20 protein-coding genes are annotated in these 25,942 nt (G+C 71.1%); 12 read left to right on the forward strand and 8 right to left on the reverse strand.

Going from position 1 to position 25,942, the window contains the following annotated elements; translation table 11 throughout:
• Positions 1-326: 326 nt before the first annotated feature.
• The 3 genes from VA596_RS34945 to pdxA are packed head-to-tail and all read right to left on the reverse strand — an operon-like array spanning position 327 to position 6,797.
• On the reverse strand, positions 327-4,985 hold the full coding sequence (locus VA596_RS34945; protein ID WP_323332793.1) for a DEAD/DEAH box helicase: 4,659 nt from the start codon (positions 4,983-4,985) through the stop codon (positions 327-329).
• Positions 4,978-5,775 (reverse strand): DeoR/GlpR family DNA-binding transcription regulator, encoded by a 798-nt coding sequence (locus VA596_RS34950; protein ID WP_323332796.1) that lies wholly within the window; start codon positions 5,773-5,775, stop codon positions 4,978-4,980. Before VA596_RS34950 ends, VA596_RS34945 begins: the two co-directional genes overlap by 8 nt.
• Complete coding sequence (gene pdxA / locus VA596_RS34955) at positions 5,772-6,797, reverse strand: 4-hydroxythreonine-4-phosphate dehydrogenase PdxA (RefSeq protein WP_323332798.1); 1,026 nt, start codon at positions 6,795-6,797, stop codon at positions 5,772-5,774. The genes VA596_RS34950 and pdxA overlap by 4 nt, the downstream gene beginning before the upstream one ends.
• 239 nt (positions 6,798-7,036) lie before the next feature.
• Here pdxA and VA596_RS34960 point away from each other — a divergent pair, with 239 nt between their 5' ends.
• The 4 genes from VA596_RS34960 to VA596_RS34975 all read left to right on the forward strand — a co-directional run bounded on the left by VA596_RS34960 (position 7,037) and on the right by VA596_RS34975 (position 10,986).
• The gene (locus VA596_RS34960; protein WP_323332799.1) at positions 7,037-8,887 is read left to right on the forward strand and encodes an Hsp70 family protein; all 1,851 of its coding nucleotides are present in this window, start codon (positions 7,037-7,039) and stop codon (positions 8,885-8,887) included.
• Positions 8,888-8,950: 63 nt separating this feature from the next.
• The gene (locus VA596_RS34965) at positions 8,951-9,145 is read left to right on the forward strand and encodes a DUF3046 domain-containing protein (protein ID WP_323332801.1); all 195 of its coding nucleotides are present in this window, start codon (positions 8,951-8,953) and stop codon (positions 9,143-9,145) included.
• A 231-nt stretch (positions 9,146-9,376) separates the two neighbouring features.
• On the forward strand, positions 9,377-10,423 hold the full coding sequence (gene recA / locus VA596_RS34970) for a recombinase RecA (RefSeq protein WP_323332803.1): 1,047 nt from the start codon (positions 9,377-9,379) through the stop codon (positions 10,421-10,423).
• A 35-nt stretch (positions 10,424-10,458) separates the two neighbouring features.
• Entirely contained in the window at positions 10,459-10,986 is a 528-nt protein-coding gene (locus VA596_RS34975; RefSeq protein WP_323333087.1) for a regulatory protein RecX, read from the forward strand.
• Between the two features lie 23 nt (positions 10,987-11,009).
• Here VA596_RS34975 and VA596_RS34980 read toward each other — a convergent pair whose 3' ends face one another.
• The 4 genes from VA596_RS34980 to edd all read right to left on the reverse strand — a co-directional run bounded on the left by VA596_RS34980 (position 11,010) and on the right by edd (position 17,133).
• Positions 11,010-12,332: an MFS transporter gene (locus VA596_RS34980; RefSeq protein WP_323332805.1), complete on the reverse strand. Its 1,323-nt coding sequence runs from the start codon at positions 12,330-12,332 to the stop codon at positions 11,010-11,012.
• Between the two features lie 22 nt (positions 12,333-12,354).
• A complete protein-coding gene (locus VA596_RS34985; protein WP_323332807.1) occupies positions 12,355-14,427 on the reverse strand; it encodes a PEP/pyruvate-binding domain-containing protein in 2,073 nt (690 codons plus the stop codon).
• 214 nt (positions 14,428-14,641) lie between these two features.
• Positions 14,642-15,247 carry a bifunctional 4-hydroxy-2-oxoglutarate aldolase/2-dehydro-3-deoxy-phosphogluconate aldolase gene (eda, locus tag VA596_RS34990; RefSeq protein ID WP_323332809.1) on the reverse strand — a complete coding sequence of 202 codons (606 nt, stop codon included), beginning with the start codon at positions 15,245-15,247 and terminating at the stop codon, positions 14,642-14,644.
• Positions 15,244-17,133 carry a phosphogluconate dehydratase gene (gene edd / locus VA596_RS34995; RefSeq protein ID WP_323332811.1) on the reverse strand — a complete coding sequence of 630 codons (1,890 nt, stop codon included), beginning with the start codon at positions 17,131-17,133 and terminating at the stop codon, positions 15,244-15,246. The genes eda and edd overlap by 4 nt, the downstream gene beginning before the upstream one ends.
• A gap of 249 nt (positions 17,134-17,382) precedes the next feature.
• Here edd and VA596_RS35000 point away from each other — a divergent pair, with 249 nt between their 5' ends.
• The 6 genes from VA596_RS35000 to VA596_RS35025 all read left to right on the forward strand — a co-directional run bounded on the left by VA596_RS35000 (position 17,383) and on the right by VA596_RS35025 (position 22,954).
• Complete coding sequence (locus VA596_RS35000; protein ID WP_247063001.1) at positions 17,383-17,670, forward strand: hypothetical protein; 288 nt, start codon at positions 17,383-17,385, stop codon at positions 17,668-17,670.
• Positions 17,667-18,491 (forward strand): hypothetical protein, encoded by an 825-nt coding sequence (locus VA596_RS35005; RefSeq protein WP_323332813.1) that lies wholly within the window; start codon positions 17,667-17,669, stop codon positions 18,489-18,491. The genes VA596_RS35000 and VA596_RS35005 overlap by 4 nt, the downstream gene beginning before the upstream one ends.
• 55 nt (positions 18,492-18,546) lie before the next feature.
• The gene (locus tag VA596_RS35010; protein WP_323332814.1) at positions 18,547-20,466 is read left to right on the forward strand and encodes a fumarate reductase/succinate dehydrogenase flavoprotein subunit; all 1,920 of its coding nucleotides are present in this window, start codon (positions 18,547-18,549) and stop codon (positions 20,464-20,466) included.
• A complete protein-coding gene (locus VA596_RS35015; RefSeq protein ID WP_323332816.1) occupies positions 20,463-21,215 on the forward strand; it encodes a succinate dehydrogenase/fumarate reductase iron-sulfur subunit in 753 nt (250 codons plus the stop codon). Before VA596_RS35010 ends, VA596_RS35015 begins: the two co-directional genes overlap by 4 nt.
• 93 nt (positions 21,216-21,308) lie before the next feature.
• Positions 21,309-21,839 carry a GNAT family N-acetyltransferase gene (locus VA596_RS35020; protein ID WP_323332818.1) on the forward strand — a complete coding sequence of 177 codons (531 nt, stop codon included), beginning with the start codon at positions 21,309-21,311 and terminating at the stop codon, positions 21,837-21,839.
• Positions 21,836-22,954 (forward strand): amidohydrolase family protein, encoded by a 1,119-nt coding sequence (locus VA596_RS35025; RefSeq protein WP_323332820.1) that lies wholly within the window; start codon positions 21,836-21,838, stop codon positions 22,952-22,954. Before VA596_RS35020 ends, VA596_RS35025 begins: the two co-directional genes overlap by 4 nt.
• Before the next feature lie 28 nt (positions 22,955-22,982).
• On the opposite strand, the gene VA596_RS35030 is transcribed toward VA596_RS35025, so the two are convergent.
• A complete protein-coding gene (locus tag VA596_RS35030) occupies positions 22,983-23,834 on the reverse strand; it encodes a helix-turn-helix domain-containing protein (protein ID WP_323332822.1) in 852 nt (283 codons plus the stop codon).
• A gap of 172 nt (positions 23,835-24,006) precedes the next feature.
• On the opposite strand from VA596_RS35030, the gene VA596_RS35035 reads away from it, so the two are divergent.
• Complete coding sequence (locus VA596_RS35035) at positions 24,007-24,948, forward strand: DUF4037 domain-containing protein (protein ID WP_323332823.1); 942 nt, start codon at positions 24,007-24,009, stop codon at positions 24,946-24,948.
• Complete coding sequence (locus tag VA596_RS35040; RefSeq protein WP_323332824.1) at positions 24,941-25,630, forward strand: YoaK family protein; 690 nt, start codon at positions 24,941-24,943, stop codon at positions 25,628-25,630. The genes VA596_RS35035 and VA596_RS35040 overlap by 8 nt, the downstream gene beginning before the upstream one ends.
• Positions 25,631-25,942 lie beyond the last annotated feature (312 nt).

Below are 25,942 nucleotides of genomic sequence, written 5' to 3' on the forward strand. Positions count from 1 at the left end.
TCGAGCGCGCTTCACGCGTGCTCGCATGCATCGTCCGTGGTTGGGCAGGCATCGCGCGTGTTCGGGCGGACATCGGGTGTGTTTGGCGGGCTGCGCGCGTGATCAGGGCATCGCATGCGTTGCGTGGGGCATCACTCGTGGTCGGGCGGCCTTCGCGCGTGTTCGGACGGGCATCGTCCGTGTTCGGGTGGGCATCGCGTGTGATTGGGCGGGCATCGCGTGTGCTTGGCGGGGCTTCGCGTGTGATCAGGGGGCATCACTCTGTTTGGCGGGGATCGCTCCTGTTGTCGGCGTGCTCGGGTGGGTGGGTTGTGTCGGGTCTGGGGTCAGGCGCGGAGGCGGAGGCCTGATGGGGTTGCGCGGAAGCCTGCCTCTGTCAGGACTTGCGCGAGTTCGGAGGTCAGGGCTTGCTCGCCGTCCGCGCGCTGGACCGATAGCTGGCCCAACCAGCCCTCCCGGACCGCTGCCGACAATGCCTGGGCTGCGTCCGACAGTGGTTTTCGTTCCTCGGTGAAGCTCAGCAGCGAACGGCCACCTCGCTCGACGTACAGGGCTGGGACCCCGTCCACCAGTACCGCCAGCGCACCCGCTTTGCGCGCCGGGCGGTGTTTTGGGTCGCCGGTTGCCGCCGGCCAGGGGAGGGCGGCGCCGTAGGGCTGGGCCGGGTCTGCTGCCGCCAGGACCACCGCGCGGCCGGGGGCGGGACGGCCCGGGCCCGACAGCGCGCGCAGCTGGTCCACCGCGCCCTTCGCCGCGAACTGGGCCGCGCCGAGACCCTCCACGACGTACCCGCGGATCACCTGGCCGGTGTCCTCCATGCCGCGCAGCACCTTGTAGATCCCGGAAAAGCCGCCCGTGACGCGTTCGGTGTCGAGTGCGCCGCGGGTCAGGACGCCGTGGCGCTCCAGGAACGCTTCGGTGCGCGCGTGGGCACGCCGGGTCGCGTCGGTTTCGCGGGCCGGGGTCAGCGCCCACCGGCCGCCGACCGTCGGCGGGCCGGATCGTGACGGCATCTGCGGCCGCCCCGCCCGCAGCCGCGCGTACCGGCCGCGTGGGGCCTGGCGGCGGGGTTTGTGCACCCCGTGCCCGGCGACCTGGGCGCGCAAGGGGCCCAGCGTGTCGCCCGTGACCAGCCCGGCCCACACCAGATCCCACAGCGCGGCCACGACTTCGGCGTCGGCGGGTGCCTTCTCCACCAGCACGGTCGCCCGGTCCACCAGCTGCCGGAAGAACAGCGCGCCACCCTCCAAAGTGGACACGATGGCGTCGTGCAGCGGCCCGGTCGGGATGTCCTCGACCACCTCCGGCAGCAGCAGGTCGGCGACGTCCGAAGGCGCGAGGGCGATCCAGCCGTCGCCGCCGGACAGCGCGCCGCAGCCCGCCCAGGTGACTTCGCCCGCGGTCGTCAGCTCGTCCAGCAGCGCGGGGGAGTAGCCCGGCAGCCGTCCGGGCAGGATCAGCGACTCCACGGCGCTGGCCGGCAACGGCGCCCCGGCGAGCTGCTCGACCACCGACAGCACGTCGTCCGCCGTCGGTGCCGCCCGGACGCGGCCGCCGAACCCGTGCCACGACGGCAGGAACCGGCCCAGCGCCGCCGGTTCGACCGGCTCCACCTCGGCGCGCAGCTTCGCCAGCGACGCCCGCCGCAGCCGCCGCAGCACCGCCGAATCGCAGTATTCGATGCCGACACCGTGTTTGTCGGGATGCCCAACCGGGCTGAGTTCGCCCCGGACCAGGCGGCCCGCCCCGGTCATCCGGTCGAGGACGCCGGTGACGACGGCCGTGCCCAGCCCGAACCGCGCGGCCGCGTTCGCGGCGGCGAACGGTCCCCGGCTCCGGGAATAGCGGGCCAGCAGGTCGCCGAGGGGGTCCGCGACCGGTTCGGTGAACGCCTCGGGCACGCCGACCGGCAGTGCGGTGCCCAGCGCGTCCCGCACCCGGCCTGCGTCCTCGATCGCCAGGAACCGTTCCTCGCCGCCGATCCGCACCCGGATCGCGCGCCGCGCCGCCTCCAGCTCGGTCAGCCACTCCGGCTGGATGCCCCGGGTTCCGGCTTCCTCGATCGTCATGTCGCCGAGGAACCGCAGCAGGTCCGCGGCGTCTTCGGCCGAGCGCGCGTGCCGGTCGGGCTCGAGGCGCTGCAACGAGCGTTCGACCTCGGCCACGGCTTCGGGGTCCAGCAGCTCCCGGATCGCCTCGGTGCCCAGTAGCTCGGCCAGCAGCCCCGAATCCAGCGACAACGCCGCCGCGCGCCGCTCGGCCAGCGGGGCGTCGGTCTCGTAGAGGAACATGCCGATGTAGCCGAAGAGCAGGCTGCGCGCGAACGGCGACGCGGCCGGCGTCTCGACCTCCACCAGCCGGACCTTCCGGCCCCGGACGTCGGCCATCAGCTCGCGCAGGCCGCCCACGTCGTAGACGTCCTGCAGCACCTCGCGCATCGCTTCGAGCACGACCGGGAAACGCTCGTACTTCGCCGCGACCGACAGCAGCTGCGACGCCCGTTGCCGTTGCTGCCACAACGGTGTCCGGCGCCGCGGGTCCCGGCGCGGCAGCAGCAGCGACCGCGCCGCGCATTCCCGGAACCGCGCCGCGAACACCGCCGAGCCACCGACCTCGGCGACGATGAGCTGCTCGACCTCCTCGGGGTCGAGCAGGATGTCGTCGGCGCCGATGGTGACGTCGGCGCCCTCGGCGTCGAGCGCGTCCGGGAGGCGCAGCACGATGCCGTCGTCGGAGTGGGCCACCTGCGCGTCGACCCCGCGGTTTTCCCGCAGCTTGGCGGCGATCGCCAGCGCCCACGGCGCGTTCACCTGGGCGCCGAACGGCGAGTGCACGACGATCCGCCAGTCGCCCAGCTCGTCGCGGTAGCGCTCCAGCAGGATCGTCCGGTCGTTCGGAACGTGCCGGGTCGCGGCCTTCTGCTCGGCCAGGTAGGCGAGCAGGTTGTCGCACGCCCGCTCGTCGAGCCCCGCCGCGACGGCCCGCTCCCGCGCCTTCACGTCGTCCGATGTGGACAGTTCGCGAACGAACTTCCCCAGCGCCCGGCCGAGTTCCAGCGGACGGCCCGGCGCGTCACCCTTCCAGAACGGCATCCGTGCCGGTTCGCCCGGAGCGGGCACCACGATGACCCGGTCGTGCGTGATGTCGGTGATCCGCCACGACGACGTGCCCAGCAGGATGGTGTCGCCGACGCGCGACTCGTACACCATCTCTTCGTCGAATTCGCCAACCCGCGAGCCGGGCTTGTCGTCCCCGCCCGGGGTCATCACGGTGAACAGGCCGCGGTCCGGGATGGTGCCACCCGACGTGACGGCCAGCCGCTGCGAGCCCGGCCGCCCGCGCAGCTCGCCGCTGACGCGATCCCAGGTGATCCGGGCCCGCAGCTCGCCGAACTCCTCACTCGGATAGCGGCCGGCCAGCATGTCGAGCACCGCGTGCAGCGCGTCGTCCGGCAGCGCGGCGAACGGTGCCGCGCGCCGCACCAGCGACGCCAGGTCCGTGACCGTCCACGGCTCGAGCGCCACCATGGCCACGACGTGCTGCGCCAGGACGTCCAGCGGGTTGCGCGGGTAGCGGACCGCCTCGATCGCCCCGGTCGCCATCCGTTCCGCGACGACCGCGCAGGAAACGAGGTCCCCGCGGAACTTCGGGAACATCACCCCGGAGGACACTGCGCCGACCTGGTGCCCGGCGCGGCCGACGCGCTGCAAGCCGGACGCCACCGTCGGCGGCGCCTCGATCTGCACCACCAGGTCGACCGCGCCCATGTCGATGCCCAGCTCCAGCGACGACGTCGCCACCACGCACGGCAGCCGCCCGGACTTGAGCTCCTCTTCGACGTGCGTGCGCTGCTCTCGCGACATCGACCCGTGGTGCGCCCGCGCGATCACCGGCGGTGCGCCGGTGCTCACGCCCGACTGCCCGACCGCCTCGGCGGGGAACGTGTCACCCGGCGCCAGCTCGGTCTGCTCGGCGGCCAGTTCGTTGAGCCGGGCGGTGAGCCGCTCGGTGAGCCGGCGCGAGTTGCCGAAGACGATCGTCGAGCGGTGCGACTGGATCAGGCTCAGCACCCGCTCCTCGACCGCGGGCCAGATCGACGGCCGCTGCACCGGGTTGCCGGCCATCTCCTCGAGCGTGCCCAGCCCGCCCGGCGCGATGTCGCCCGGCGGGAACGCGGTGGTCAACGACTCCAGGGCGTCGAGCGGGCTCGGCGCCGGGTCGCGGGGCGCGTCGAGGTTGCCCATGTCCTCCACCGGGACCTCGACCCGCACCTCGATGGTCTTCGCCAGCTTCGGCTGCACGACCCGCACCGGACGGCCGCCGGCCAGGAACGCGCCCACCTCGTCGATCGGGCGGACCGTCGCCGACAGGCCGATCCGCTGGGCGGGCTTCGGCAGCAGCGAGTCGAGCCGCTCCAGCGACAACGCGAGGTGCGCGCCGCGCTTGCCGCCCGCGACCGCGTGCACCTCGTCGACGATCACCGTCTCGACGCCCTTCAGCGATTCCCGTGCCGAGGAGGTGAGGATCAGGAAGAGCGACTCGGGCGTGGTCACCAGCACGTCCGGCGGGGTCTTGCCGAACGAGCGGCGCTCGGCCGCGGTCGTGTCGCCGGTGCGCATGCCGACCGTGATCTCCGGTACCGGCAGCCCGAGCCGCCGGGTCGCCTGCGAGATCCCGGCCAGCGGGGCCCGCAGGTTCCGCTGGACGTCCACCGCCAGGGCCTTCAGCGGCGAGACGTAGAGGATCCGGCAGCGTTTCGTGGCCTCGGCGGGCGGCGGCTCCACCGAGAGCCGGTCCAGCGCCCAGAGGAACGCGGACAGGGTCTTGCCGGACCCGGTCGGGGCGACGACGAGGGCGTGCTCACCCGCGTGCGCGGCCCGCCAGGCCCCCTCCTGCGCCGCGGTGGGCGCGGCGAAGGCCCCGGCGAACCAGGCCCGGGTCGCGGGGGAGAAGAGGTCGAGCACGTCAGCTGCCACGTCATCCATGATGCGCGGCACCACCGACAGTTTCGGGGGTTCGTGCCAGGATCACGCTCTGGGCGAACTGCGGATACGTGACGTCGACCGCCGGTTCGTCGGTGACCAGGCGGAACTCCCGGTCCAGCGGCGCCCAGTAGGGGAAGGGCGCCTGGCCCAGCTTGGAGCGGTCGGCCAGCACGTACGCCTCCGCGCCCGCGTGCAGCATCGCGTGCTTGACCACCGACTGCTCGAGTGACGGGCAGCACACGCCCCGCCCGGACACCAGGCCGTCCGCGCCGAGAAACACCCGGTCGGGTGAGATGTGCCGCAGCTGCGCGAGGACGCTCTCGCCGAGGATCGCTTCGCCGGGGTGCCGCAGCCGACCGCCGAGCACGATCAGGTCGATCCCGGGGAAGCCGGCCAGCTCACGGATCGCGGTGACGCCGTTGGTGACCACGGTCAGTCCCTCGCGGTGGGCGAGGTGGCGGGCCAGCCGCCCGGCGGTCGTCCCGGCGTCGAGCAGCACGACTTCGCCGTCTTGCACCAAGGCGGCGGCTTCGCGGGCGATGGCGTCCTTCGCCGCCGCGTGCTCCTGGTCCTTCTCCCGGGGACCGCGTTCGGGCCCGGGGTCGAGCGCGCCGCCGTAGGTGCGCACCACGTGCCCGGCCCCGGCGAGCGAGGCGAGGTCGCGGCGGATCGTCGACTCGGAGACGCCGAACTCCTCGGCCAGCTGCGTGATGCCGCCCGAGCCGTCGCGGACGGCCTCCAGCAGCATCGCGCGCCGGTCACGGGTCCCCGGCCGGGGCTGGGACGTCATCGGCCCGGAGGGTAGATCGAGGGCAGCTTTCGCGCGTACGGTGCGAGGTTCGCCGCGGCCTTGAACGCCGCGACCATCGTGCCGTGCGACGCCCGGCCGGTGCCCGCGATGTCGAACTCCGTGCCGTGGTCGACCGACGTGCGCAGGATGGGCAGCCCGACGGTGACCGACACCGTGCCCTCGAAGTCGTAGGTCTTCGACGCGATGTGCCCCTGGTCGTGGTACAGCGCGAGCACACCGTCGAACAGACCCTGGATCCCTTGGTGGAACACGGAATCCGCGGGGAGGGGACCGATCACGTCGAGACCCGCGGCCCGCGCCGCGGCCACCGCGGGCGCGATCACGGTGATCTCCTCGTCGCCGAACTTGCCGCCCTCGCCGCCGTGCGGGTTCAGCGCCGCCACGGCGAGCCGCGGTTTCTCCGTGCCGAACACCTGCAGCGCGGTGTACGCCTCGCGGATCGCGTACTCGATGTTCTCCCGGGTGATCCGGTCGATCGCTTCGCGTAGCGAAAGGTGCCGGGTGGCGAAGAAGATCTTCAGCCCGGACACCCAGAACATCGTGTTGTACCGGGTCGAGCCGGTCAGCTCGCCGAGCATCTCGGTCTGCCCGAGGTGCTGGAAGCCCGCCGCCCGGATCGCCTCCGTGCTGAGCGGCGCGGTCACGACCGCGTCGACCTCGCCGGCCAGCGCGAGCCGGGCGGCCACCTCGATGGCCCCGACGGCCGCGGCGCCCGCGGTCGGGTTCACCTCGCCCCACGGCAGGTCCTCGCGGACCACGCCGAGGTTGAGGATGTCGATCACGCCGGTGGTGAAGCGCGCGTCGGCGACCGTGGCGATCGGGTTGACCTCCAGGTGCAGGCCCAGGTGCCGGACCAGGCGTTCCAGCACGATCGCGTCACCGACCGCGACCCCGTGCGCCATCTGCAGGGACTCGGGCTCGGCGAGGGTCTTCAGGGTGATCTCGGGGCCGACGCCCACGGGGTCGCCGAGGGTGACGGCGATGATCGGGAGATCGCTCACGGGGATTCCTTCTGGTCGGCACTGCGATACGGGTCGTCCGTCGAACGGGTGCGACTCGCGCCGCGTGTCATGAGAAGAGGCTACGTCAAGATGCGCGGATCGCGCAACTCACCTGATCGAATTGCGCAACTACAACAGGGTGCGATGACTTTCCCGGGTCCGCACGCACGGTGACCGCGCACGTGGCAGCATCACGGCGAACGCCGCCAAGGCGTGTTGCGCGCGAAAGGCGGAGTGCTGTGCGGATCCTGTCGGTGGACCTCGGGACGTCCAACACCGTCGCCGTGCTGTCGGCGCACGGCATGCCGCCGAGGGTCGTCGAAGTGGACGGCTCGGCCAACATGCCCTCCGCCGTGTTCGCCACCGAAGAGGGCACGATCATGGTCGGCCGCGACGCCGAACGCCGGGCCCGCCTCGACCCGACCCGCTTCGAGCCGAACCCCAAGCGCCGCATCGACGAGCAGACCCTGTTGCTGGGCACCGACGTCGTCCCCGTGAACGAGGCGCTCGCCGCGATCCTGCGCCGTGTGCTCGAGGAGACCTCCCGCCAGCTCGGCGGCGAGCAGCCCGACGAGGTCCGGCTGACCCACCCCGCGCAGTGGGGGCCGACCCGCCGTACCGTGCTGATGACCGCCGCCCGGCTCGCCGGGATCACCACGAACGTCCTGCTGGTGCCGGAACCGGTCGCCGCGGCGGCGCACTTCGCGTCGTTCCCCGGCAAGGCCCTCTCGCCCGGGCAGGCGCTGGCCGTCTACGACCTCGGCGCGGGCACCTTCGACGTCGCCGTCGTCGGCGCCACGCAGACCGGCTTCACCGTGCTCGCCGAGGACGGCCTGCCCGACCTCGGCGGCCTCGACGTCGACCAGGCGCTGATGGTGCACGTCGGGCGCGAGGTCTCGCACTCCGACCCGCAGCGCTGGCAGCGGCTGCTGCGTCCCGAGTCGACCGCCGACCGCCGCACCCGGCGCGCGCTGCAGGAAGACGTGAAGGCGGCCAAGGAGGCGCTCTCGCGGCACCCGCAGACCGAGGTGCCGATGCCGGAGCCGTTCAAGGACGTCCTGGTCACGCGCGGGGAGCTGGAAGGCCTGGTCCGCCCGGCGATGCTGCGCAGCGTGGAGCTGCTGTCGCGGACGCTGCGCTCGTCCGGCTTGACGCCGGACCGGCTCGCGGGCATCTACCTCGTCGGCGGGTCGAGCCGGCTGCCGCTGGTCGGCGCGATGATCGCGGAGAAGCTCGGCGTCGTGCCGGGCAGCCTCGACCAGCCGGAGACCGCCGTCGCGCTCGGCGCCCAGCACGTCGCCCGTGACGGGCTCGGCGCGCGGACGCAGAACGTCGAGGGGGCCGTGGCCGCCGGCACCGCGCCGCACCACCCGCAGTACGCGCCGCCCCCGCAGTACCCGGGCGGTGGTTACGCGCCGTCGAACTTCCCGCCCAGCGGACCGCAGCGGGTGCAGGCCCCCGCGCCGTCGAACTTCCCGGCGTACGCGGCCGACAGGGCCGAGCCGCAGTCCGGCGGGAAGAAGAAGCTGCTCGTCGGGATCGCCGTCGCGGTGGTCGTTCTGCTCGCGGCGGGACTGACGTTCTTCCTCACGTTGTCGTCCTCGGTGGCGACCTACACCGCGGACCAGTGCAAGACGCCGGGCCAGGCCGACGACAAGGGTCTCACCGGCTGCCTGCGCCAGCTCGCCGGGAAGATCGCCGACACCGGCGACTGCAAGCCGGGCATGGGCAACGGCCCGGCGGCGCCGGCGGAGAGCCTCGGCGTGTCCTCGACCTGCTCCGCGCCGGGCCGGGCGGGCACCCAGGTGACCTACGTCCAGGGTGACAGCGCCGCCGCGCTGAAGCAGTACACCGACGGCCTGCTCACCTCCGCCGGCGGCGACCGCACCGAGGCCGACTGGGGTGGCAACGGGCTCACGGGCCACTACGCGTCCGCCGCGGGCCGGACGTCGGCGGTGCTCGTGTTCACTGTGTCGGACCGGCCGCTGGCGGGGTTCATCTACCAGCTGAACTCGAGCGACCAGGCCGCGGCGACCACGCCGGGCACCCTGGCCGACTACTTCGAGTCGAGCGTCCAGCCCGGGAACTGACCCGGGAAAGGGCGCGAACGGGCCGTTCGTGCCCGTCGCGATCGCCCGGTTAGCATGGTTCCGATGCGCATCACGGTGTTCCGGCGGCTGATGGCCGAGGAGTTCGGTCCCGGGCGGGCCCAGGTCCTGGCCAGGGACCACGTGCTCAGCGCGCTGGGCGGCCGCACCGTCGACCAGGCGCTGACCGCGGGAATTCCGGCGAAAGAGGTCTGGCGAGAGGTCTGCGACGCCTTCGACGTCCCGTCGGAACGGCGCTGACCTGCGGGGATCCGTGCGGGCACGACCCGGGCGGGCGAAAATCCTAGCGTAGGGGTGTGTCGCTGCCGACCTCGAACAGGTGTTCGTCTATGGTGTTGTCCACATCGGGTCCAGCGATCCACAGATGGGGCGCCGCGCCTGGAATTGTCGGACCCCGCCGCTAGCGTCGGACCGGACAGCTGAAGAACCGAACAGAGCCCCGGCGGGCTCAGACCAGCGAGGTGGACTTCCATGCCTGCAGCACCCGACAAGGACAAGGCGCTCGAACTCGCCCTTGCGCAGATCGACAAGCAGTACGGCAAGGGCTCGGTCATGCGTCTCGGCGAAGAGGGCCGCGCGCCCATCGCCGTGATCCCGACCGGCTCGATCGCCCTCGACGTCGCCCTCGGCATCGGCGGGCTGCCCCGCGGCCGCGTCATCGAGGTCTACGGCCCGGAATCCTCCGGTAAGACCACGGTCGCCCTGCACGCGGTGGCGAACGCGCAGAAGAACGGCGGCATCGCGGCGTTCATCGACGCGGAGCACGCGCTGGACCCGGAGTACGCCAAGAAGCTCGGCGTGGACACCGACGCGCTGCTCGTGTCCCAGCCGGACACCGGTGAGCAGGCGCTGGAGATCGCGGACATGCTGATCCGCTCCGGCGCGCTCGACATCCTGGTCATCGACTCCGTGGCCGCGCTCGTGCCGCGCGCCGAGATCGAGGGCGAGATGGGTGACTCGCACGTGGGTCTCCAGGCCCGCCTGATGAGCCAGGCGCTGCGCAAGATGACCGGTGCCATGAACAACTCCGGCACCACCGCGATCTTCATCAACCAGTTGCGCGAGAAGATCGGCGTCATGTTCGGCTCCCCGGAGACCACGACCGGTGGTAAGGCGCTGAAGTTCTACGCCTCGATCCGGCTCGACGTGCGCCGCATCGAGACGCTCAAGGACGGCGGCGAGGCGGTCGGCAACCGCACCCGCGTCAAGGTCGTGAAGAACAAGATGGCCCCGCCCTTCAAGCAGGCCGAGTTCGACATCCTGTACGGCGTGGGCGTCTCCCGCGAGGGCTCGCTCATCGACATGGGTGTCGACCAGGCGATCGTGCGCAAGTCCGGTGCCTGGTACACCTACGAGGGCGACCAGCTCGGCCAGGGCAAGGAGAACGCGCGGAAGTTCCTGCGCGAGAACCCGGACATCGCCAACGAGATCGAGAAGCGCATCAAGGAGAAGCTGGGCATCGGCCCGCAGCTCGACGTCGAAGCCGTCGAGGCTGTGCCGGCGCCGGTCGACTTCTGATCTAAGGGGTTTCACAGGTGGCGAGGGCGCCGAAGATTCCACCGTCGGAGTTGCCTCCGGAGGAGCGCTACAAGAAGGCCAAGGAGATCTGTTACGACCTCCTGGCCGTGCGTGCGCGCACGCAGGAGGAGCTCCGGCAGGCCTTGCGGCGCAAGGGATTCGACGAGGAGACCAGCGAGACCCTGCTCGGCAAGCTCGACCGGGCGGGGCTGGTCAACGACGCGGAGTTCGCGGAGCTGTGGGTGAAGTCCCGGCACGAGACCCAGGGGCTCTCCCGCACCGCGCTGCTGGCCGAACTGCGGCGCAAAGGCGTCGACGGTGAGATCGCCGCGCAGGCGGCGGGCGAGGTCGACCGCGAGTCCGAGGAGCAGATGGCCCGGGAGCTGGTCCGCAAGCGGCTCGGATCCCTGGGCAACGTCGACGAGCAGACGGCCTTGCGGCGGCTGCTCGGCTTCCTGGCTCGCAAGGGCTATCCGGAAGGGCTGGCGTACACGGTGATCAAGGAGGAACTCCGCGAGTTCGGCGCGGAGTCCACCCTCCTGGACGACGCCTACATCGACTGACGTGGCGGCCCTGCTGAGTCCCGTCACCGGTGACGGGGCCGCAGTGCCGGTGCTCGGCAAGGCCGCGAGCACCGGCTCGCGTGCCAGGCGGAGCCGGCGGACACCGGCTCCCGGGCGATCGGCGGCCGGCGGTCCGAGCGGTGCTTGCGGACTGCCAGCAGCAGCACCGCGAGCAGACCCATCACCCCGCACGTGACCACGGCCGACAGCACCAGGAACTCGTCGAGCCGGCCGGCCGAGAGGTACGCGCCCAGCGCGACCGCCACCAGCGCGCACACCGCTCGGTCCACAATGGACTCCATCGACAGGAGTGTCGCGCGGTAGCGGGAGTCCGGGATGGAGTCGTTCAGCAGCTGCTTCTGGATCGGGAACGATATGCCCGTCGCCACCGCGAAGACGCACAGCAGGAGCACCGTCGGGACCGTGCCGGCCGGGACGATGAAACCCAGGCACAGGGCCATCACGATGGTCAGGGTGAACACCGAGGCGACCGGGCCGATGGCACGGCGCAGCCGGTGCGGGCGGGCCGCGCCGAGGGCTTCGAAGACCGTCATGGCGGCCAGCACCGCGCCGTACCAGTTCACCGAGAGCGTCTTCGACTCCAGGATCGGCTGGAACAGGTTCACCTGGCAGATCCGGACCAGCGTGAACATCGCGATGCCCTGCACCATCAGCAGGAACAGCCAGCGTGACGAACGCAGCGCCGACAGCGCGCCGCCGACGCCCGCGAGGAGCGACGCCGTCTTGTCCCTCGCCTGACGGCCGCCCGGAATGGCCGGGAGTTTCATTGCGAACGCGAGGGCGACGGCCGCGTTGATCGCCGTCAGCCAGTACGGGGAAGGGAGGTTCCACGCCATCAGCAGGCCGATCACCGGCCAGTACACGATCTTGCCGATCAGGCTGTACGCGCGGCCGACCCCTTCCGCCCGGAGGTAGTGCTCACCTTCACCGCGGGTGTGCAGGTACTCGTAGAGGTACGCGCTCTGCGCGCCGGACACCAGGGAGCGGGCCAGCGCGATCAGGACGAAGTGGATGAGGAACCCGGTGTAGGAACCGAGGAACACCGGCACCAGGTTCGCCGCCACGAGTACGGCGGCGCCGGCCTTCAGCGACGTGCGGTAGTCGAACCGGTCGGCGAGCATTCCCGTCGGGATCTCCAGCAGGCAGAACACGATGTAGTAGATGCTCTGGATGCCGAAGATCTGGCCGTCGTCGAGGCCGACGAGCTTCTGGTACTGGTAGAAGATCGGCACCCACAGCAACAGGCCGAAGAAGAACTGGAACCCGTAGGTCAGCCGCACGGTGCGCTGAACGTCGGGTTTCGCGGGCAGGCGAAAGCCCAGCATGATGAGGTCTCCCGGGAGGAAATCAGGCCGAATAGGGGCGCAGCTGGACGATGTGGACGTGGTCGCGGTCCGCGAGCCACTCGATGTCCACCGGCGAATCGAACGTGTAGTCGGGGGAGAAGTGCGCCTGCAGCAGGCGGCCGGCGATGGCGAGGCGCTGCAGCTGCTCGTGGGCGCGCTCGTCGAGGTCCGAGGCCGCGTCGCCCAGGGACAGCGTGCGGCCGCCGCCCTCGACCGTCGAGTACAGGTACTGCATGGGCAACGCGGAGCCGTCGACGACGTCGGTGACCTTCGGCGAGACGTTGACGTAGACCGTGCGGAAGTCCGCGCGGTTCATCGGGTTCGTCGTCACCAGCACGCCGCCGAAGTCGGCCGCGACCTGCTCCTGGATGACCACGCCCATGAAGCACTCGTCGAGGGAGATCCCGGCCTGGTGGCGCAGCCGGACGCTGCGCACCGACACCAGTGACGCCCAGACCTCCTTGACGCTGGCGAAGATCCGCTCGGCGGTGGTGACGTGGTTGATCGACTCGTAGATCCCGGCGGCCGAGAACCCGGCGAGGTCCTCGGCGTTCGACGAGCTGCGCACGACGAACCTGCGCACCCCGGCGAGCTGGGACACCAGCGCGGAGTCGATCTCGCCGGCCAGCGCGCCCGGCAGCCGTGCCGACCGGATCAGGCTCTGCAGCTCGACGCACAGCGGCTCGATCTCGCGCGCGTCCAGCTCCAGCGCCATCTTCAGCTTGCCGATCGCCTGCTGGATCCGCGGCGACGACTCGAGGAACCGCCGCTGCAGCGAAAACGGCAGGGCGATCCCGCGCGGCACGCGGACGCGCTCGTCGAGCAGCCGATGCGCGGCGGCGGCCAGGGTGGCCACATCGGACGGATCGGTCGCGCCGGGCAGCTCGGCCGAGTTGGCGAGGTGGGACGCGGTGGTCGCGTCGGGTCGGGGGAAGGGGATGTCCAGCAGCTGGGCCAGGTGCGGCAGAAGGTTCTCCCTCGGCGGCCGTGGGACCTGGTAGAAGCCGAGCAGCCGCTCCGAGCCGCGGGCCAGGACGTGGTGCAGCTCGCCGAGGTTGGCCGCCTTCGTTCCGTAGCGGTAGCGGTCGGACGCGCGCAGACGGGACAGGTTGGCGATCGGGCTGTGGTCGGACTCCGGCTCCTCCAGCGTGACGCGCTGGGCGTACCAGGACGGCGGGGCCGCCTCGGCGGGCTCGTCGACCTCCCGCAGCGTGAGCGACCGGTCGTCCACCGTGTACTCGACCCACTTGCCGTCTAGGCCGCGGCGGTCGATCTCGGCCAGGGCGCCGAGCTGGACGGCGTTCGGGATCTGCCAGCCGGTGGCCAGCACGTTGGTGTGGGACAACGGGGTCGTGTGCCGGGCGTTGACGATGCCGGACAGCCGCGGGATGTCGTCGGGCACCCGGTCCATCACGATGATGTCCGACCAGGCCAGGCCGCCCGCCGCGGACCGGTACTCGGCTTCGGTGCGGAACGCGCGCAGGCGGCCGGTGACCGTGCCGGGGTTCAGCGCGACGAACGGCGCCGTCGAGAACAGTTCGTGCGCGAAGACGCGGGGCAGTTCGGCAGCCGGGATCTCCCGGACGAGCCGCTCCTGCAGCTGGTTCGCGGGCTTGAACAGCAGCGGCAGGGCCGGGTCGACGTACTCCGCCACGAAGGCGTGGAACTCGCGGATCAGCGCGGCCGTCATGGTGTCGACCTCGACCGTCTCCAGCGAGAGGATCTTCTTGTCCTGGCGCGTGTGCAGGGCGAGGATGCCGAGCAGGAACCGGCGGTCCGGTGCGTGGTAGAAGCGCTCGTTGTAGTCGTCGATCTCGGCGCGCACCCGTTCTTCGGGGACGCCGAGGATCTCCTCGCCGATATAGATCGCGTGAAAGGAATGGCGCGCGTCGTTCAGGAAGTGAATCTCCCGCTGTTCGCGGTCGACCACGACCTTGACGAAGGAATAGCCGCCGAGGGTGCCGCACAACTGGTGGAGTGCGGACAGGGAAAGGCGTTCGCCGACGAGTGCGGCGATGCTTTCGGGGAAGGCGCAGGGGGACGTGCTGGGGGCGACCATGCTGGTCAGGGACACCGGTTCTCCTCGCTGGAAATGGCGAGGCGGAACGATAACAGGTGGTGAATCACCGACCGTGCGCGCGAATGCCCGCTGACTGGGACGAACGGCCGAACCCATGACGCCCGCCTCACTCCCTCGGAGCACCGTTCCAGCGCGCTGGAACGGTGCTCCCGGGATCCGGGACATGGGTTCGGCCGTTCGGGGAGGGAATTGCTGCAGGTGATCTCGGCTACAGTTTCGCGGCTTCCGCGGCCAGTTTCTCGATCGTCGCGGAATCGAGCGAGGCCGTCAGCCAGGAACCGCCGATGCAGCCGACGTTCGGCAGCGCGAGGTACGAAGGTGCCGAAGCCACCGTGATCCCACCCGTCGGGCAGAACTTCAGGCCGGGCAGCGGCCCCGCGATCGACTTCAGGTACGCGACACCGCCGGACGCCTCGGCCGGGAAGAACTTCAACGCCGTGAGGCCGCGCTCGGCCAGCCGCATCGCCTCCGACACCGTGGCCGCGCCGGGCAGGAACGGCAGCCCGGTCTCGAAGCACGCGTCGAGGACGGCGTCCGTGCAGCCCGGCGTCACGAGGAACTTCGCGCCCGCGTCGGCCGCCTGCTTCGCCTGGCCCGGCGAGGTGACCGTGCCGGCGCCGAGCACGATGTCCGGCACCTCGGCCGCGACGCGCTCGATGGCCGACAACGCCGCCGGGGTGCGCAGGGTCAGCTCGATGACCCCGATCCCGCCGGCGAGCAGCGCCCGCGCCGTGGGCACCGCGTCGTCGGCGTCGTCGATCACCACGACGGGCATCACGGGGGACAGCTCGAGCAGGTCCTGACCGGTGGTCACTGACCGACCTCCTGGGTTGCGAAAGCGGGCGTTCCGAAGTGCTCCGGCGTCAGGCCCCCGAACACCGAAGCGCCCTGGTCAGCGGGGCCGACCCCGCGGCGCAACGCGGCGAACAGCTCTCGGCCGGTGCCGGTCCAGGATGCTTCGGACGGCGGCGAGTCCACAAGGTCACGGCGGGCGAGTTCTTCGTCACCGACCAGCACGTCGAGGGAGCCCGTGGAAGCGTCCAGCCGGACGACGTCACCATCCGCGATGCGGGCGATCGGGCCGCCGGCCGCGGCTTCCGGAGTCAGCTGGATCGCGGCCGGGATCTTGCCCGACGCGCCCGACATGCGGCCGTCGGTGAGCAGCGCCACGGCGTGCCCGCGGTCCATCAGCACCCCCAGCGCCGGGGTGAGCCCGTGCAGCTCCGGCATGCCGTTGGCCTGCGGACCCTGCTGCCGGAGCACCACGACGACGTCGCGGTCCAGCTCGCCCGCCTCGAAGGCGGCCTTGAACGCCTCCTGCGTGGTGAACACCCGCGCCGGCGCCTGGACGATCCGGTGCTCGGGGGCCACGGCGGACACCTTGACGACGGCCCGGCCGAGGTTGCCCTCGACCATCCGCAGCCCGCCGTCCGCGGCGAACGGGCGCCACGCCGGGCGCAGCACCTCCTCGTCGAGGCTGCGGGTCGGCACGTCGCGCCAGACCAGCTCGCCGTCGGACAGGATCGGCTCGGCCCGGTAGCGGTGCAGCCCGAACCCGGCCACGGTGTGCACGTCCTCGTGCAGCAGCCCGGCGTCGAGCAGCGTGCCGACCAGGAACTGGATGCCGCCGGCGGCGTGGAAGTGGTTGATGTCGGCGCTGCCGTTCGGGTAGACCCGCGCCAGCAGCGGCACGACGGCCGAGAGGTCGGAGAAGTCGTCCCAGGTCAGCTGGATGCCGGCGGCCGCGGCGATGGCGACCAGGTGCATCGTGTGGTTGGTCGACCCGCCCGTGGCCAGCAGCGCGACGACGCCGTTGACGAACGCCTTCTCGTCCAGGATCCGGGAGACCGGGGTGTACCCCTCACCGCGCGAGAGCGTGACGACGCGGCGCCCGGCTTCCTCGGTCAGGGCGCGGCGCAGCGTGGAGCCGGGCTGGACGAAGCTGGCGCCGGGCAGGTGCAGGCCCATCACCTCGACGACCATCTGGTTGGAGTTGGCGGTGCCGTAGAACGTGCAGGTCCCGGCCGAGTGGTACGACGCCGCTTCGGCGTCGAGCAGGTCTTCGCGGGTGGCGAGGCCCTCGGCGTAGAGCTGGCGGACGCGCGCCTTCTCCTTGTTCGGCAGCCCCGAGTTCATCGGCCCGGCGGGAACCAGGATCACCGGCAGGTGGCCGAAGGACAGGGCGCCGATCAGCAGGCCGGGCACGATCTTGTCGCAGACGCCCAGCAGCAGGGCCGCGTCGAACATGTCGTGCGACAGCGCGATCGCCGTCGACATCGCGATGACCTCGCGGCTGAACAGGGACAGCTCCATGCCGGCGCGGCCCTGGGTGATGCCGTCGCACATCGCGGGCACCCCGCCGGCGAACTGGGCGACCCCGCCCGCGCCCCTTACCGCCTTCTTCAGCCAGGAGGGGTACTCCTGCATCGGCTGGTGCGCCGACAACATGTCGTTGTAGGACGAGACGATGGCGACGCCGGGGGCGCGCGCGGCCCGCAGCGCCTCCTTGTCGGCGCCTTCCATGGCGGCGAAGCCGTGGGCGAGGTTGCTGCACGCGAGGCCGCGGCGGACCGGGCCCTCTTCGTGGGCGGCGGCCGTGCGGGCGAGGTAGGCGGCGCGGGTGGCGGCACTGCGTTCGACGATGCGCGCGGTGACTTCGGCGACGGTCTCGTTCAAAGGTCTAGCGGAGGTGTGGCTCATGTCCGGCTCCGGATCACTGGTGAGTGGTGGTCCGCGGGACGGCAGCGCTGGCGCCTCTGGGTCGTGACGCTGGCCACACTACCCGCCGCGAACACCGAATCAAAATCGATTCAGAAGATCAACCCCAGTGACCCCGATCACGCCCCTACTTAGCTAATGTGCTACTTGTCACACTGCACTACGAACGGCAAAGTCGGTCTTGGCGAGATCGCCGACCGGCGCGGCCGGCCCCACCACACGGGAGGCATGATGTCCACCTCCGAGATCGCCGAGCTGCGGCGAACCATCGGTCAGCTCAGGCAGTGCGTCGGCGCACTGCGCTCGCGCTACGGCGACGCTTCGGCCGTCCGCCGCCTCGCCAACGACGTGGAGCGCCTCGACATCGACACCGCCGACCTCGACGGCACCCCGCTCGCGGTGCCGACGCAGGCGAAGGCCGCGGAGCGCGTCCAAGTTCCCGACACGCCGTACGACCCGGCGCTGTGGCACGGCGCGGACGACGAAGGCGTCGGCGGCTACAAGCGCGACCAGCGGTGAGCGCTCCCGCTGACAACGGCGTCGGCACCGGCGTCCGGTCGTCCGGGAGGGCCCGGATCGCCGAACGCACCCTGCGGACCGACCGATGGTGGCTCCAGCCCCTGCTCACCGTGCTCGGGCTGGGCGCCTTCATCATCTACGCGACGGTCCGGTCGTTCGTGCGCACCGCCTACTGGGTGCCGGACTACCACTACCTGACGCCGTTCTATTCCCCCTGCCTGTCCACGTCCTGCGTCGAGGGCTCGAGCCACTTCGGCCACTGGTTCGGCGACCTGCCCGGGTTCATCCCGCTCGGGTTCGTCGTGCTGCCGTTCCTGCTCGGGTTTCGCCTGACCTGCTACTACTACCGCAAGGCCTACTACCGGGCGGTGTGGTTCTCCCCGCCGGCGTGCGCCGTCGCGGAACCGAAGGCGAAGTACACCGGTGAGACGCGGCTCCCGCTGATCATCCAGAACGTCCACCGCTACTTCTTCTACGTGGCGCTGATCGTGTCGCTGGTCAACACCTACGACGCGATCACGGCGTTCCACGGCAAGACCGGCGGCTTCGGCTTCGGCCTGGGCAACGTCATCCTGCTCGCGAACGTGGTCCTGCTCTGGGCGTACACGCTGTCCTGCCACTCGTGCCGGCACGTGACCGGCGGCCGGCTGAAGCACTTCTCCAAGCACCCGGTGCGGTACTGGATCTGGACCCAGGTGACCAAGCTCAACACCCGCCACATGGCGCTGGCCTGGACGACGCTCGGCACGCTGGTGCTGACCGACTTCTACGTCATGCTCGTGGCCAGCGGGGCGATCGCGGACCTGAGATTCGTGAACTGACCGTCCCCGCCCCTCCCGACAACGACGTCCCCATTTTCCGAGGTGGAATTCCTACATGACCGAGGTCGAACGGCACAGCTACGACGTGGTGGTGATCGGTGCCGGTGGTGCCGGCCTGCGCGCGGTGATCGAAGCGCGCGAACGCGGTTTCCGCGTCGCGGTCGTGTGCAAGTCCCTGTTCGGCAAGGCGCACACGGTGATGGCCGAAGGCGGCTGCGCCGCGTCGATGGGCAACGCGAACTCGAACGACAACTGGCAGGTCCACTTCCGCGACACCATGCGCGGCGGCAAGTTCCTCAACAACTGGCGGATGGCCGAGCTGCACGCCAAGGAGGCGCCGGACCGCGTCTGGGAGCTCGAGACCTACGGCGCCCTGTTCGACCGCACCGCGGACGGCCGGATCAGCCAGCGCAACTTCGGCGGGCACACCTACCCGCGGCTGGCGCACGTCGGTGACCGGACCGGGCTCGAGCTGATCCGCACGATGCAGCAGAAGATCGTTTCGCTGCAGCAGGAGGACTTCGCCGAGACCGGGGACTACGAGGCGAAGATCAAGGTCTTCGCCGAGTGCACGGTCACCGAGCTGCTCACCACCGACGGGAAGATCGCCGGCGCGTTCGGCTACTGGCGGGAGAGCGGCCGCTTCATCCTGTTCGACGCGCCCGCGGTCGTGCTCGCGACCGGCGGCATCGGCAAGTCGTTCAAGGTGACGTCGAACTCGTGGGAGTACACCGGCGACGGCCACGCGCTGGCGCTGCGGGCGGGCGCGAAGCTGATCAACATGGAGTTCGTCCAGTTCCACCCGACCGGGATGGTCTGGCCGCCGAGCGTCAAGGGCATCCTCGTCACCGAGGGCGTGCGCGGTGACGGCGGCGTGCTCAAGAACTCCGACGGCAAGCGGTTCATGTTCGAGTACGTGCCCGAGGTCTTCAAGGGCCAGTACGCGGAGAGCGAAGAGGAAGCCGACCGCTGGTACGCCGACGCGGACAACAACCGGCGCACGCCGGACCTGCTGCCGCGCGACGAGGTGGCCCGCGCGATCAACTCCGAGGTCAAGGAGGGGCGCGGTTCCCCGCACGGCGGCGTGTTCCTCGACATCGCCAGCCGGCTGCCGACCGAGGAGATCAAGAAGCGGCTGCCGTCGATGTACCACCAGTTCAAGGAGCTGGCGGACGTCGACATCACGGCGGAGGCGATGGAGGTCGGCCCGACCTGCCACTACGTGATGGGCGGCATCGAGGTCGACCCGGACACGGCCGCCTCCAGCGTGCCCGGCCTGTTCGCCGCGGGCGAGTGCTCGGGCGGCATGCACGGTTCCAACCGGCTCGGTGGCAACTCGCTGTCGGACCTGCTGGTGTTCGGCCGCCGCGCCGGGCTCGGCGCCGCCGAGTACGTGCACGGCCTGGCCGACCGGCCCGCGGTCGCGCAGTCCGATGTGGACGCCGCGGCGAAGATGGCGCTGGCGCCGTTCGACCCGCCGGAGGGCGCGTCGGCCGAGAACCCCTACACGCTGCACACCGAGCTGCAGCAGTCGATGAACGACCTGGTCGGCATCATCCGCAAGGCCGGCGAGATCGAGCAGGCGCTGGTGAAGCTGGCCGAGCTGCGGCACCGCATCCTGCGCGTCACCGTGGAGGGGCACCGGCAGTTCAACCCCGGCTGGCACCTCGCCATCGACCTGCGCAACATGCTGATGGTCAGCGAGTGCGTCGCGAAGGCGGCCCTGACCCGGACGGAGAGCCGCGGCGGCCACACCCGCGACGACCACCCGGGCATGGATCCCGAGTGGCGGCACAAGCTTCTCGTGTGCGCGTCGTCGCCGGGGGAGAACCCGGTGGTGCCGGACGTCAGCGTCACGGTCGAGGAGCAGCTGCCGCTGCGGCAGGACCTCCTGGAACTGTTCGAGTTCGGCGAGCTCGGGAAGTACTACACCGACGGAGAACTCGAGACGCACCCCGGCGGGAGCAAGGAATGAGCTACAAGGCGAGTTTCCGCGTCTGGCGCGGCGACAACGACGGCGGCGAGCTGCAGGACTTCACGGTGGAGGTGAACGAGGGCGAGGTCGTCCTCGACATCATCCACCGGCTGCAGGCCACGCAGGCGTCGGACCTCGCGGTGCGCTGGAACTGCAAGGCGGGCAAGTGCGGTTCGTGCTCGGCGGAGATCAACGGCAAGCCGCGCCTGCTGTGCATGACGCGGATGTCGACGTTCACCGAGGACGAGGTCGTCACGGTGACGCCGATGCGGACGTTCCCGGTGATCCGCGACCTGGTCACCGACGTGTCCTTCAACTACACGAAGGCGCGGGAGATCCCGTCGTTCACCCCGCCCGCCGACCTGAAGCCCGGTGACTACCGGATGCAGCAGGTGGACGTCGAGCGCTCGCAGGAGTTCCGCAAGTGCATCGAGTGCTTCCTGTGCCAGAACACCTGTCACGTGGTGCGCGACCACGAGGAGAACAAGGAGTCCTTCGCGGGGCCGCGGTACCTGATGCGGATCGCCGAGCTGGAGATGCACCCGCTCGACGTCGCCGACCGGCGTGACGCGGCCCAGGACGAGCACGGCCTCGGCTACTGCAACATCACCAAGTGCTGCAGCGAGGTCTGCCCGGAGGGCATCCACATCACCGACAACGCGCTCATCCCGATGAAGGAGCGCGTGGCGGACCGCAAGTACGACCCGATCGTCTGGCTGGGCAACAAGCTCTTCCGACGGGACAACTGACGCTCGTTCGTTCGACGCTCGCGAACCGGCTGCTCTCGAAGCCGCCGGAGCCGGTTCGCGAGCGTCTTCGCGTGGGCGTGACAAGGTGGGGGCATGGAGATCGAGCTGCTGCCCCCGTCCGCGGCGGAGGACCTTTCCCTCATCGACCGGGTCACCGCGCTGGTCAACCAGGTCTACGCCGAGTCCGAGAAGGGGCTGTGGCAGGCGAGCACCGACCGGACGTCCGCCGGGGAGGTGGCCGGGTTCGTGCGGGCGGGGGAGATCGCGGTCGCGCGGATCGACGGTGACTTCGCCGGTTCGGTGCGGGTCCAGCGGCTCGACGAGACCACCGGCGAGTTCGGGATGCTCGCGGCCGATCCGGCCCGGCGGGGTACCGGCGTCGGCCGGGAGCTGGTGCGGTTCGCCGAGCGGGTGAGCCGGGACGCGGGCTGCCGCCGGATGCAGCTCGAACTGCTCGTGCCGCGGGCGTGGACGCATCCGTCGAAGCAGTTCCTCGCCGAGTGGTACGACCGCCTCGGTTACCGCGTGACGCGCCGCGCCGACCTCGCGGAGGACTACCCGCACCTCGCGCCGTCGCTGGCCACGCCGTGCGATTTCCTCGTCTACCACAAGGAACTCTCGTGACGCTGCTCGCCGGCGCGCGGGTGCTCGACCCCGAAACCGGGGAGACGACCCGGGCGGACGTCCGGCTCGACGGCGACCGGATCGCCGAGGTCGGCCCGGGTCTCGACGGCGACGGGCGGGTCGACTGCACGGGCGGGCTGCTGATCCCCGGGCTCATCGATTGCCACGTGCACGTCGCGTTCCGGCGGCCCGAGCCGCTGCCGCGCAGCGCCCGGATCCTCGAAACCGTGCCGGTGCTGCGCGGGCTGCTCGCCCGCGGGATCACCACCGTCCGCGACGCCTGGGGCGCCGACGCCGGCCTCAAGCACGCCCTGCGCGAAGGCTGGATCACCGGCCCGGACGTGCTGGTCAGCCTGCGCCAGCTCGGCCCGACCGGCGGCCTCGGGGACAGCTGGGAGCCGCCCGCCGGAGCCGTCGACCGCTACGGCGACCCGTCGTTGCCGGACCCGGTGTTCGACGGGCCGGACGCGGCGCGCGCGGCCGTCCGCCGGATGGTGCGCGCCGGGGCGGACTGGATCAAGGTCGGCGCGAGCGGGGCGATGCGGTCGGTGCGCGCGGGCGTGGACGTCCGCCCGACCGACGAGGAGCTCGTCGCGCTGGTCGACGAGGCTCGCCGGTGCGGGCGGGACGTCATGGCCCACGCGCACACGGCCGCCGCCGTGGTGTCGGCGGCCCGCGCGGGGGCGCGGAGCATCGAGCACGGCACCTTCCTGGACGACGAATCCGTTGCCGCACTGGGGAATACCTGGTACGTGCCGACGTTGTCGCCGATCAGCGACAGCGAGTTCGCCCCGGACCACCGCCGGTCGGTGCGCCTCGCCGCCGAGGCGGGTGTCCGCATCGCCGCGGGTTCGGACCTCGCCCCGCGCCCCCATGTCGACTTGACGACCGAACTGCGGTTGCTCGCCGCGATCCTCGGTGACGCGGCGGCCTTGAAGGCGGCCACCAGCGAGGCGGCGAGGCTGCTGCGCCTCGACGACGACCGCGGTCGCGTCGAGCCCGGGTTGCGGGCCGACCTGGTGCTGCTCGACGGCACGGACCTCGACGTGACCGACCTGCCGGGTCGGGTCCGGACGGTCTGGCACGACGGAAAGGCTGTCGGCGCACGGGAATGATGGGGAAGGGGCGTGGCCGGGGTTGTGGTCAGCCGGTCATGAGATCGAACTCCTCGGTCAGCCGGATGAGGAACTCCCGGGACTCCCGTTCGGACAACGCCACCTGCTCCAGCCGGGTGCGCAGGACGTAGAACGCTTCGACCGCGACCCGATCGTCGACGAACAGGCCCGCGGCGAAGCTTTCCTCGTAGGCCACCGCGGGGTGTTCGGCGAACTCCATGATCGTGAACCGGCTGCCGATCAGGTGGTAAGGCGGCGCCGAGGCGGGCACGACCCGGATGGTGCAGTGGGGCAGGTTGGTGGCGAGCACGAGGGACTGCAGCTGTTCGTGCATCAGGGCGGGGTCGCGCAGGATCGAGCGCAGGGTGTGTTCGTAGACGAAGTACAGGCAGTCGGGCGGGTTCGTCCGCTGCAGCAGCTGCTGCCGGTCCCTTCTCGCCTGGATCAGCAGCTGGAGCCGGTCGGTGGTGTACCGGCCGGACATCTCGTAGAGGGTGCGGACGTAGTCCTCGGTCTGGAGCATGCCGGGCAGCGCCGTCGGGCTGTTCGAGATCACCCGGGTCGCGAGGTTCTCCTGGACGATGAGGGACTTCGCGGGATCGACGAGCTCGCTGAAGTACGGCCGCACCCAGTACCGGTCGCTCGGGGGTTTCGTCAGTTCCAGCAACCTGTTCCGTTCCGGGGCCTTGGTTCCGCAGTTGGCCAGGTAGATCGCCGCGTCGATCGGGGAGATGCGGCGGCCGTTCTCCCAGCCGGACACCTTCGACGCAGACCAGTCCGCGCGCCGGGCCAGCTCGCGAAGCGACATCTGTTTCGCTTCGCGCTGGGTCTTCAACTCGATGCCCATCTCCCGTGTGCGCACCGTGCTCTTTTCGGTCATGCTCGCACGCTAAAGGCAACCACCGACAAAATGTCGCGTGCCGCGCGGGGATTCACCGGAAGGGATGTGGGGTGTTCTGCCTGTGTGACAACAGGTTCCGCTCGCGAAGCGCTGCGAAGCAGCTTCGCACAATGAAGCGCGCTTCGCACGTTAGTAAGCAAGAATGGGCCGTATGACGTTCATTTCCGGAATCGAACTCGCGCGCCGGTTCTACAGTGCGGTGGTGCGTCCGCTGGTCGCCGCCGAGCCGCACAGCGCCGCGCTGCTCGGCCCCGGATCCGAGGTCCTCGGCTTCGACACGGAACGCTCGGCCGACCACGACTGGACCGCTCGCGTCCAGTTGTTCCTGCCGCGCGTGCGCGAGGTCCGGGTGCCGCCGACGTTCCTCGGCCACCCGGCCAAGCTGATCGTCGCCACGCTCGGCGACTGGACGCACGGTGCGCTCGGCTTCGACCCGCGCCGCCCGGAGCGTCGTGACTGGCTCGCCACGCCGACGCAGGTCTTCGCCGAGTTCACCGGTGGCGCGGTGTTCCACGACGACCTCGGGCTGGAGGCGCTGCGGCGGAACGTCGCGTGGTACCCGGACGACGTCTGGCGGTACGTCCTCGCGTGCCAGTGGCGGCGGATCGAGCAGGAGGAGCCCTTCGTGGGGCGGTGCGGCGAGGTCGGCGACGAGCTGGGTTCGGCCGTCGTCGCGGCGCGGCTCGTGCGGGACCTGATGCGGCTGTGCCTGCTGATGGCGCGCCGGTACCCGCCGTACAGCAAGTGGCTGGGCAGTGCCTTCGCGCGCCTGCCGATAGCCGGGACGCTCACGCCGTCGCTGACCGCGGCCCTCGCCTCGACGGACTGGCGGGAGCGTGAGCGGCACCTCGTGACGGCGTTGGAGACGGTCGCGGAGGCGCACAACGCGCTCGGGCTCACGGCGCCGATCGAGCCGCGGGCGAGCGCGTTCCACGACCGGCCGTTCCGGGTGATCCACGCGGAGCGGTTCGTCGCGGCGCTGTCCGATGGCTCGGCGTCACCCATCGGGGCGATCGACCAGTTCGTCGACAGCACTGACGCGCTCGGCGACCGCGCATTCACGCGCCGGGTGGTTGACTGCCCGCATGGCTGAGACGAAACCGCGGGACCTGGCGGTGCTGCTGCTGACGCTGACCGTCGTGACCGGGGTGGTCGACGCGGTCAGCTTCCTGGGGCTGGGCCGCGTGTTCGTGGCGAACATGACCGGCAACGTCGTGTTCCTCGGGTTCGCGGCGGCGGGCGAGACGACGCTGTCGGTGGTGGCGTCCCTGACGGCGGTCGCGGCGTTCCTGCTGGGCGCGCTCGCCGGCGGGCGGCTGGCGCGCGTCGAGGAGGACCACGGCGTACTGCGCAAGGCGACAGCCGCCCAGGCGCTGCTGGTCGCGGTGGCGGTGGTGCTGTCGGCGACGCTGGGCAGCGGCACGAGGCTGGGCAGCGAGCTGCTGATCGTGGTGCTGGGCGTGGCGATGGGCCTGCAGAACGCGGCGGTCCGCCGCATCGGCGCGCCGGACCTGACGACCACGGTGCTGACGATGACACTGACGGGCTTCGCGGCGGACTCGAAGGCCGCGGGCGGCGAGGGTTCGCACCCGCTGCGGAAGGTGGTCGCGGTGGCGGCGATGCTGGTGGGCGCCTTCGCGGGCGGGATGCTGCAACTGCACGTCGCGATGTGGTCGGCGCTGACGCTGGCCCTGGTGCTGGTCCTCGGGGTGCTGGCGGTGCTGCAGTGGAATCGGCCGCGCGACCGTAGTGGACCTGCGGCCGATGGCGAGTGATGGGCCGGTTCGCTGGGTGAAGGGGAATGTGGCCGCGGTAGGTCGGCTGCGTTCGTGGTGGACCTGTAGCCGGTGGCGGGTGGTGAGCCGGTTTGCTGGGTGACGCAGGGGGTGTGGCTGCGGTAGGTCGGTCGAGCGCGATCGTGGTGGGCTTGCGGCCGGTAGCGGGTAGTGAGCTGGTTTGCTGGGTGGTGCAAGGGATGTGGCCGCGGTAGGTCGGCCGAGCGCGCGACCGTGGTGGACTTCCAGTCGGTGGCGAGCCGGTTTGCTGGGCGGCGCAAGGAGATGTGACCTCAGCCGGCCGCGTTCGTG

It is taken from the genome of Amycolatopsis heterodermiae, assembly GCF_034929455.1.
In the GTDB taxonomy this organism is placed as follows: domain Bacteria; phylum Actinomycetota; class Actinomycetes; order Mycobacteriales; family Pseudonocardiaceae; genus Amycolatopsis; species Amycolatopsis heterodermiae.

Coding starts and splice junctions, on each gene's coding strand:
- recA (WP_323332803.1), top strand. CDS start 9,377: ATGCCTGCAGCACCCGACAAGGACAAGGCGCTCGAACTCGCCCTTGCG.
- VA596_RS35000 (WP_247063001.1), top strand. CDS start 17,383: ATGTCCACCTCCGAGATCGCCGAGCTGCGGCGAACCATCGGTCAGCTC.
- VA596_RS34945 (WP_323332793.1), bottom strand. CDS start 4,985: ATGGATGACGTGGCAGCTGACGTGCTCGACCTCTTCTCCCCCGCGACC.
- VA596_RS35035 (WP_323332823.1), top strand. CDS start 24,007: ATGACGTTCATTTCCGGAATCGAACTCGCGCGCCGGTTCTACAGTGCG.
- VA596_RS34965 (WP_323332801.1), top strand. CDS start 8,951: ATGCGCATCACGGTGTTCCGGCGGCTGATGGCCGAGGAGTTCGGTCCC.
- VA596_RS35020 (WP_323332818.1), top strand. CDS start 21,309: ATGGAGATCGAGCTGCTGCCCCCGTCCGCGGCGGAGGACCTTTCCCTC.
- VA596_RS35015 (WP_323332816.1), top strand. CDS start 20,463: ATGAGCTACAAGGCGAGTTTCCGCGTCTGGCGCGGCGACAACGACGGC.
- VA596_RS35010 (WP_323332814.1), top strand. CDS start 18,547: ATGACCGAGGTCGAACGGCACAGCTACGACGTGGTGGTGATCGGTGCC.
- edd (WP_323332811.1), bottom strand. CDS start 17,133: ATGAGCCACACCTCCGCTAGACCTTTGAACGAGACCGTCGCCGAAGTC.
- VA596_RS34950 (WP_323332796.1), bottom strand. CDS start 5,775: ATGACGTCCCAGCCCCGGCCGGGGACCCGTGACCGGCGCGCGATGCTG.
- VA596_RS35030 (WP_323332822.1), bottom strand. CDS start 23,834: ATGACCGAAAAGAGCACGGTGCGCACACGGGAGATGGGCATCGAGTTG.
- VA596_RS35040 (WP_323332824.1), top strand. CDS start 24,941: ATGGCTGAGACGAAACCGCGGGACCTGGCGGTGCTGCTGCTGACGCTG.
- VA596_RS34980 (WP_323332805.1), bottom strand. CDS start 12,332: ATGCTGGGCTTTCGCCTGCCCGCGAAACCCGACGTTCAGCGCACCGTG.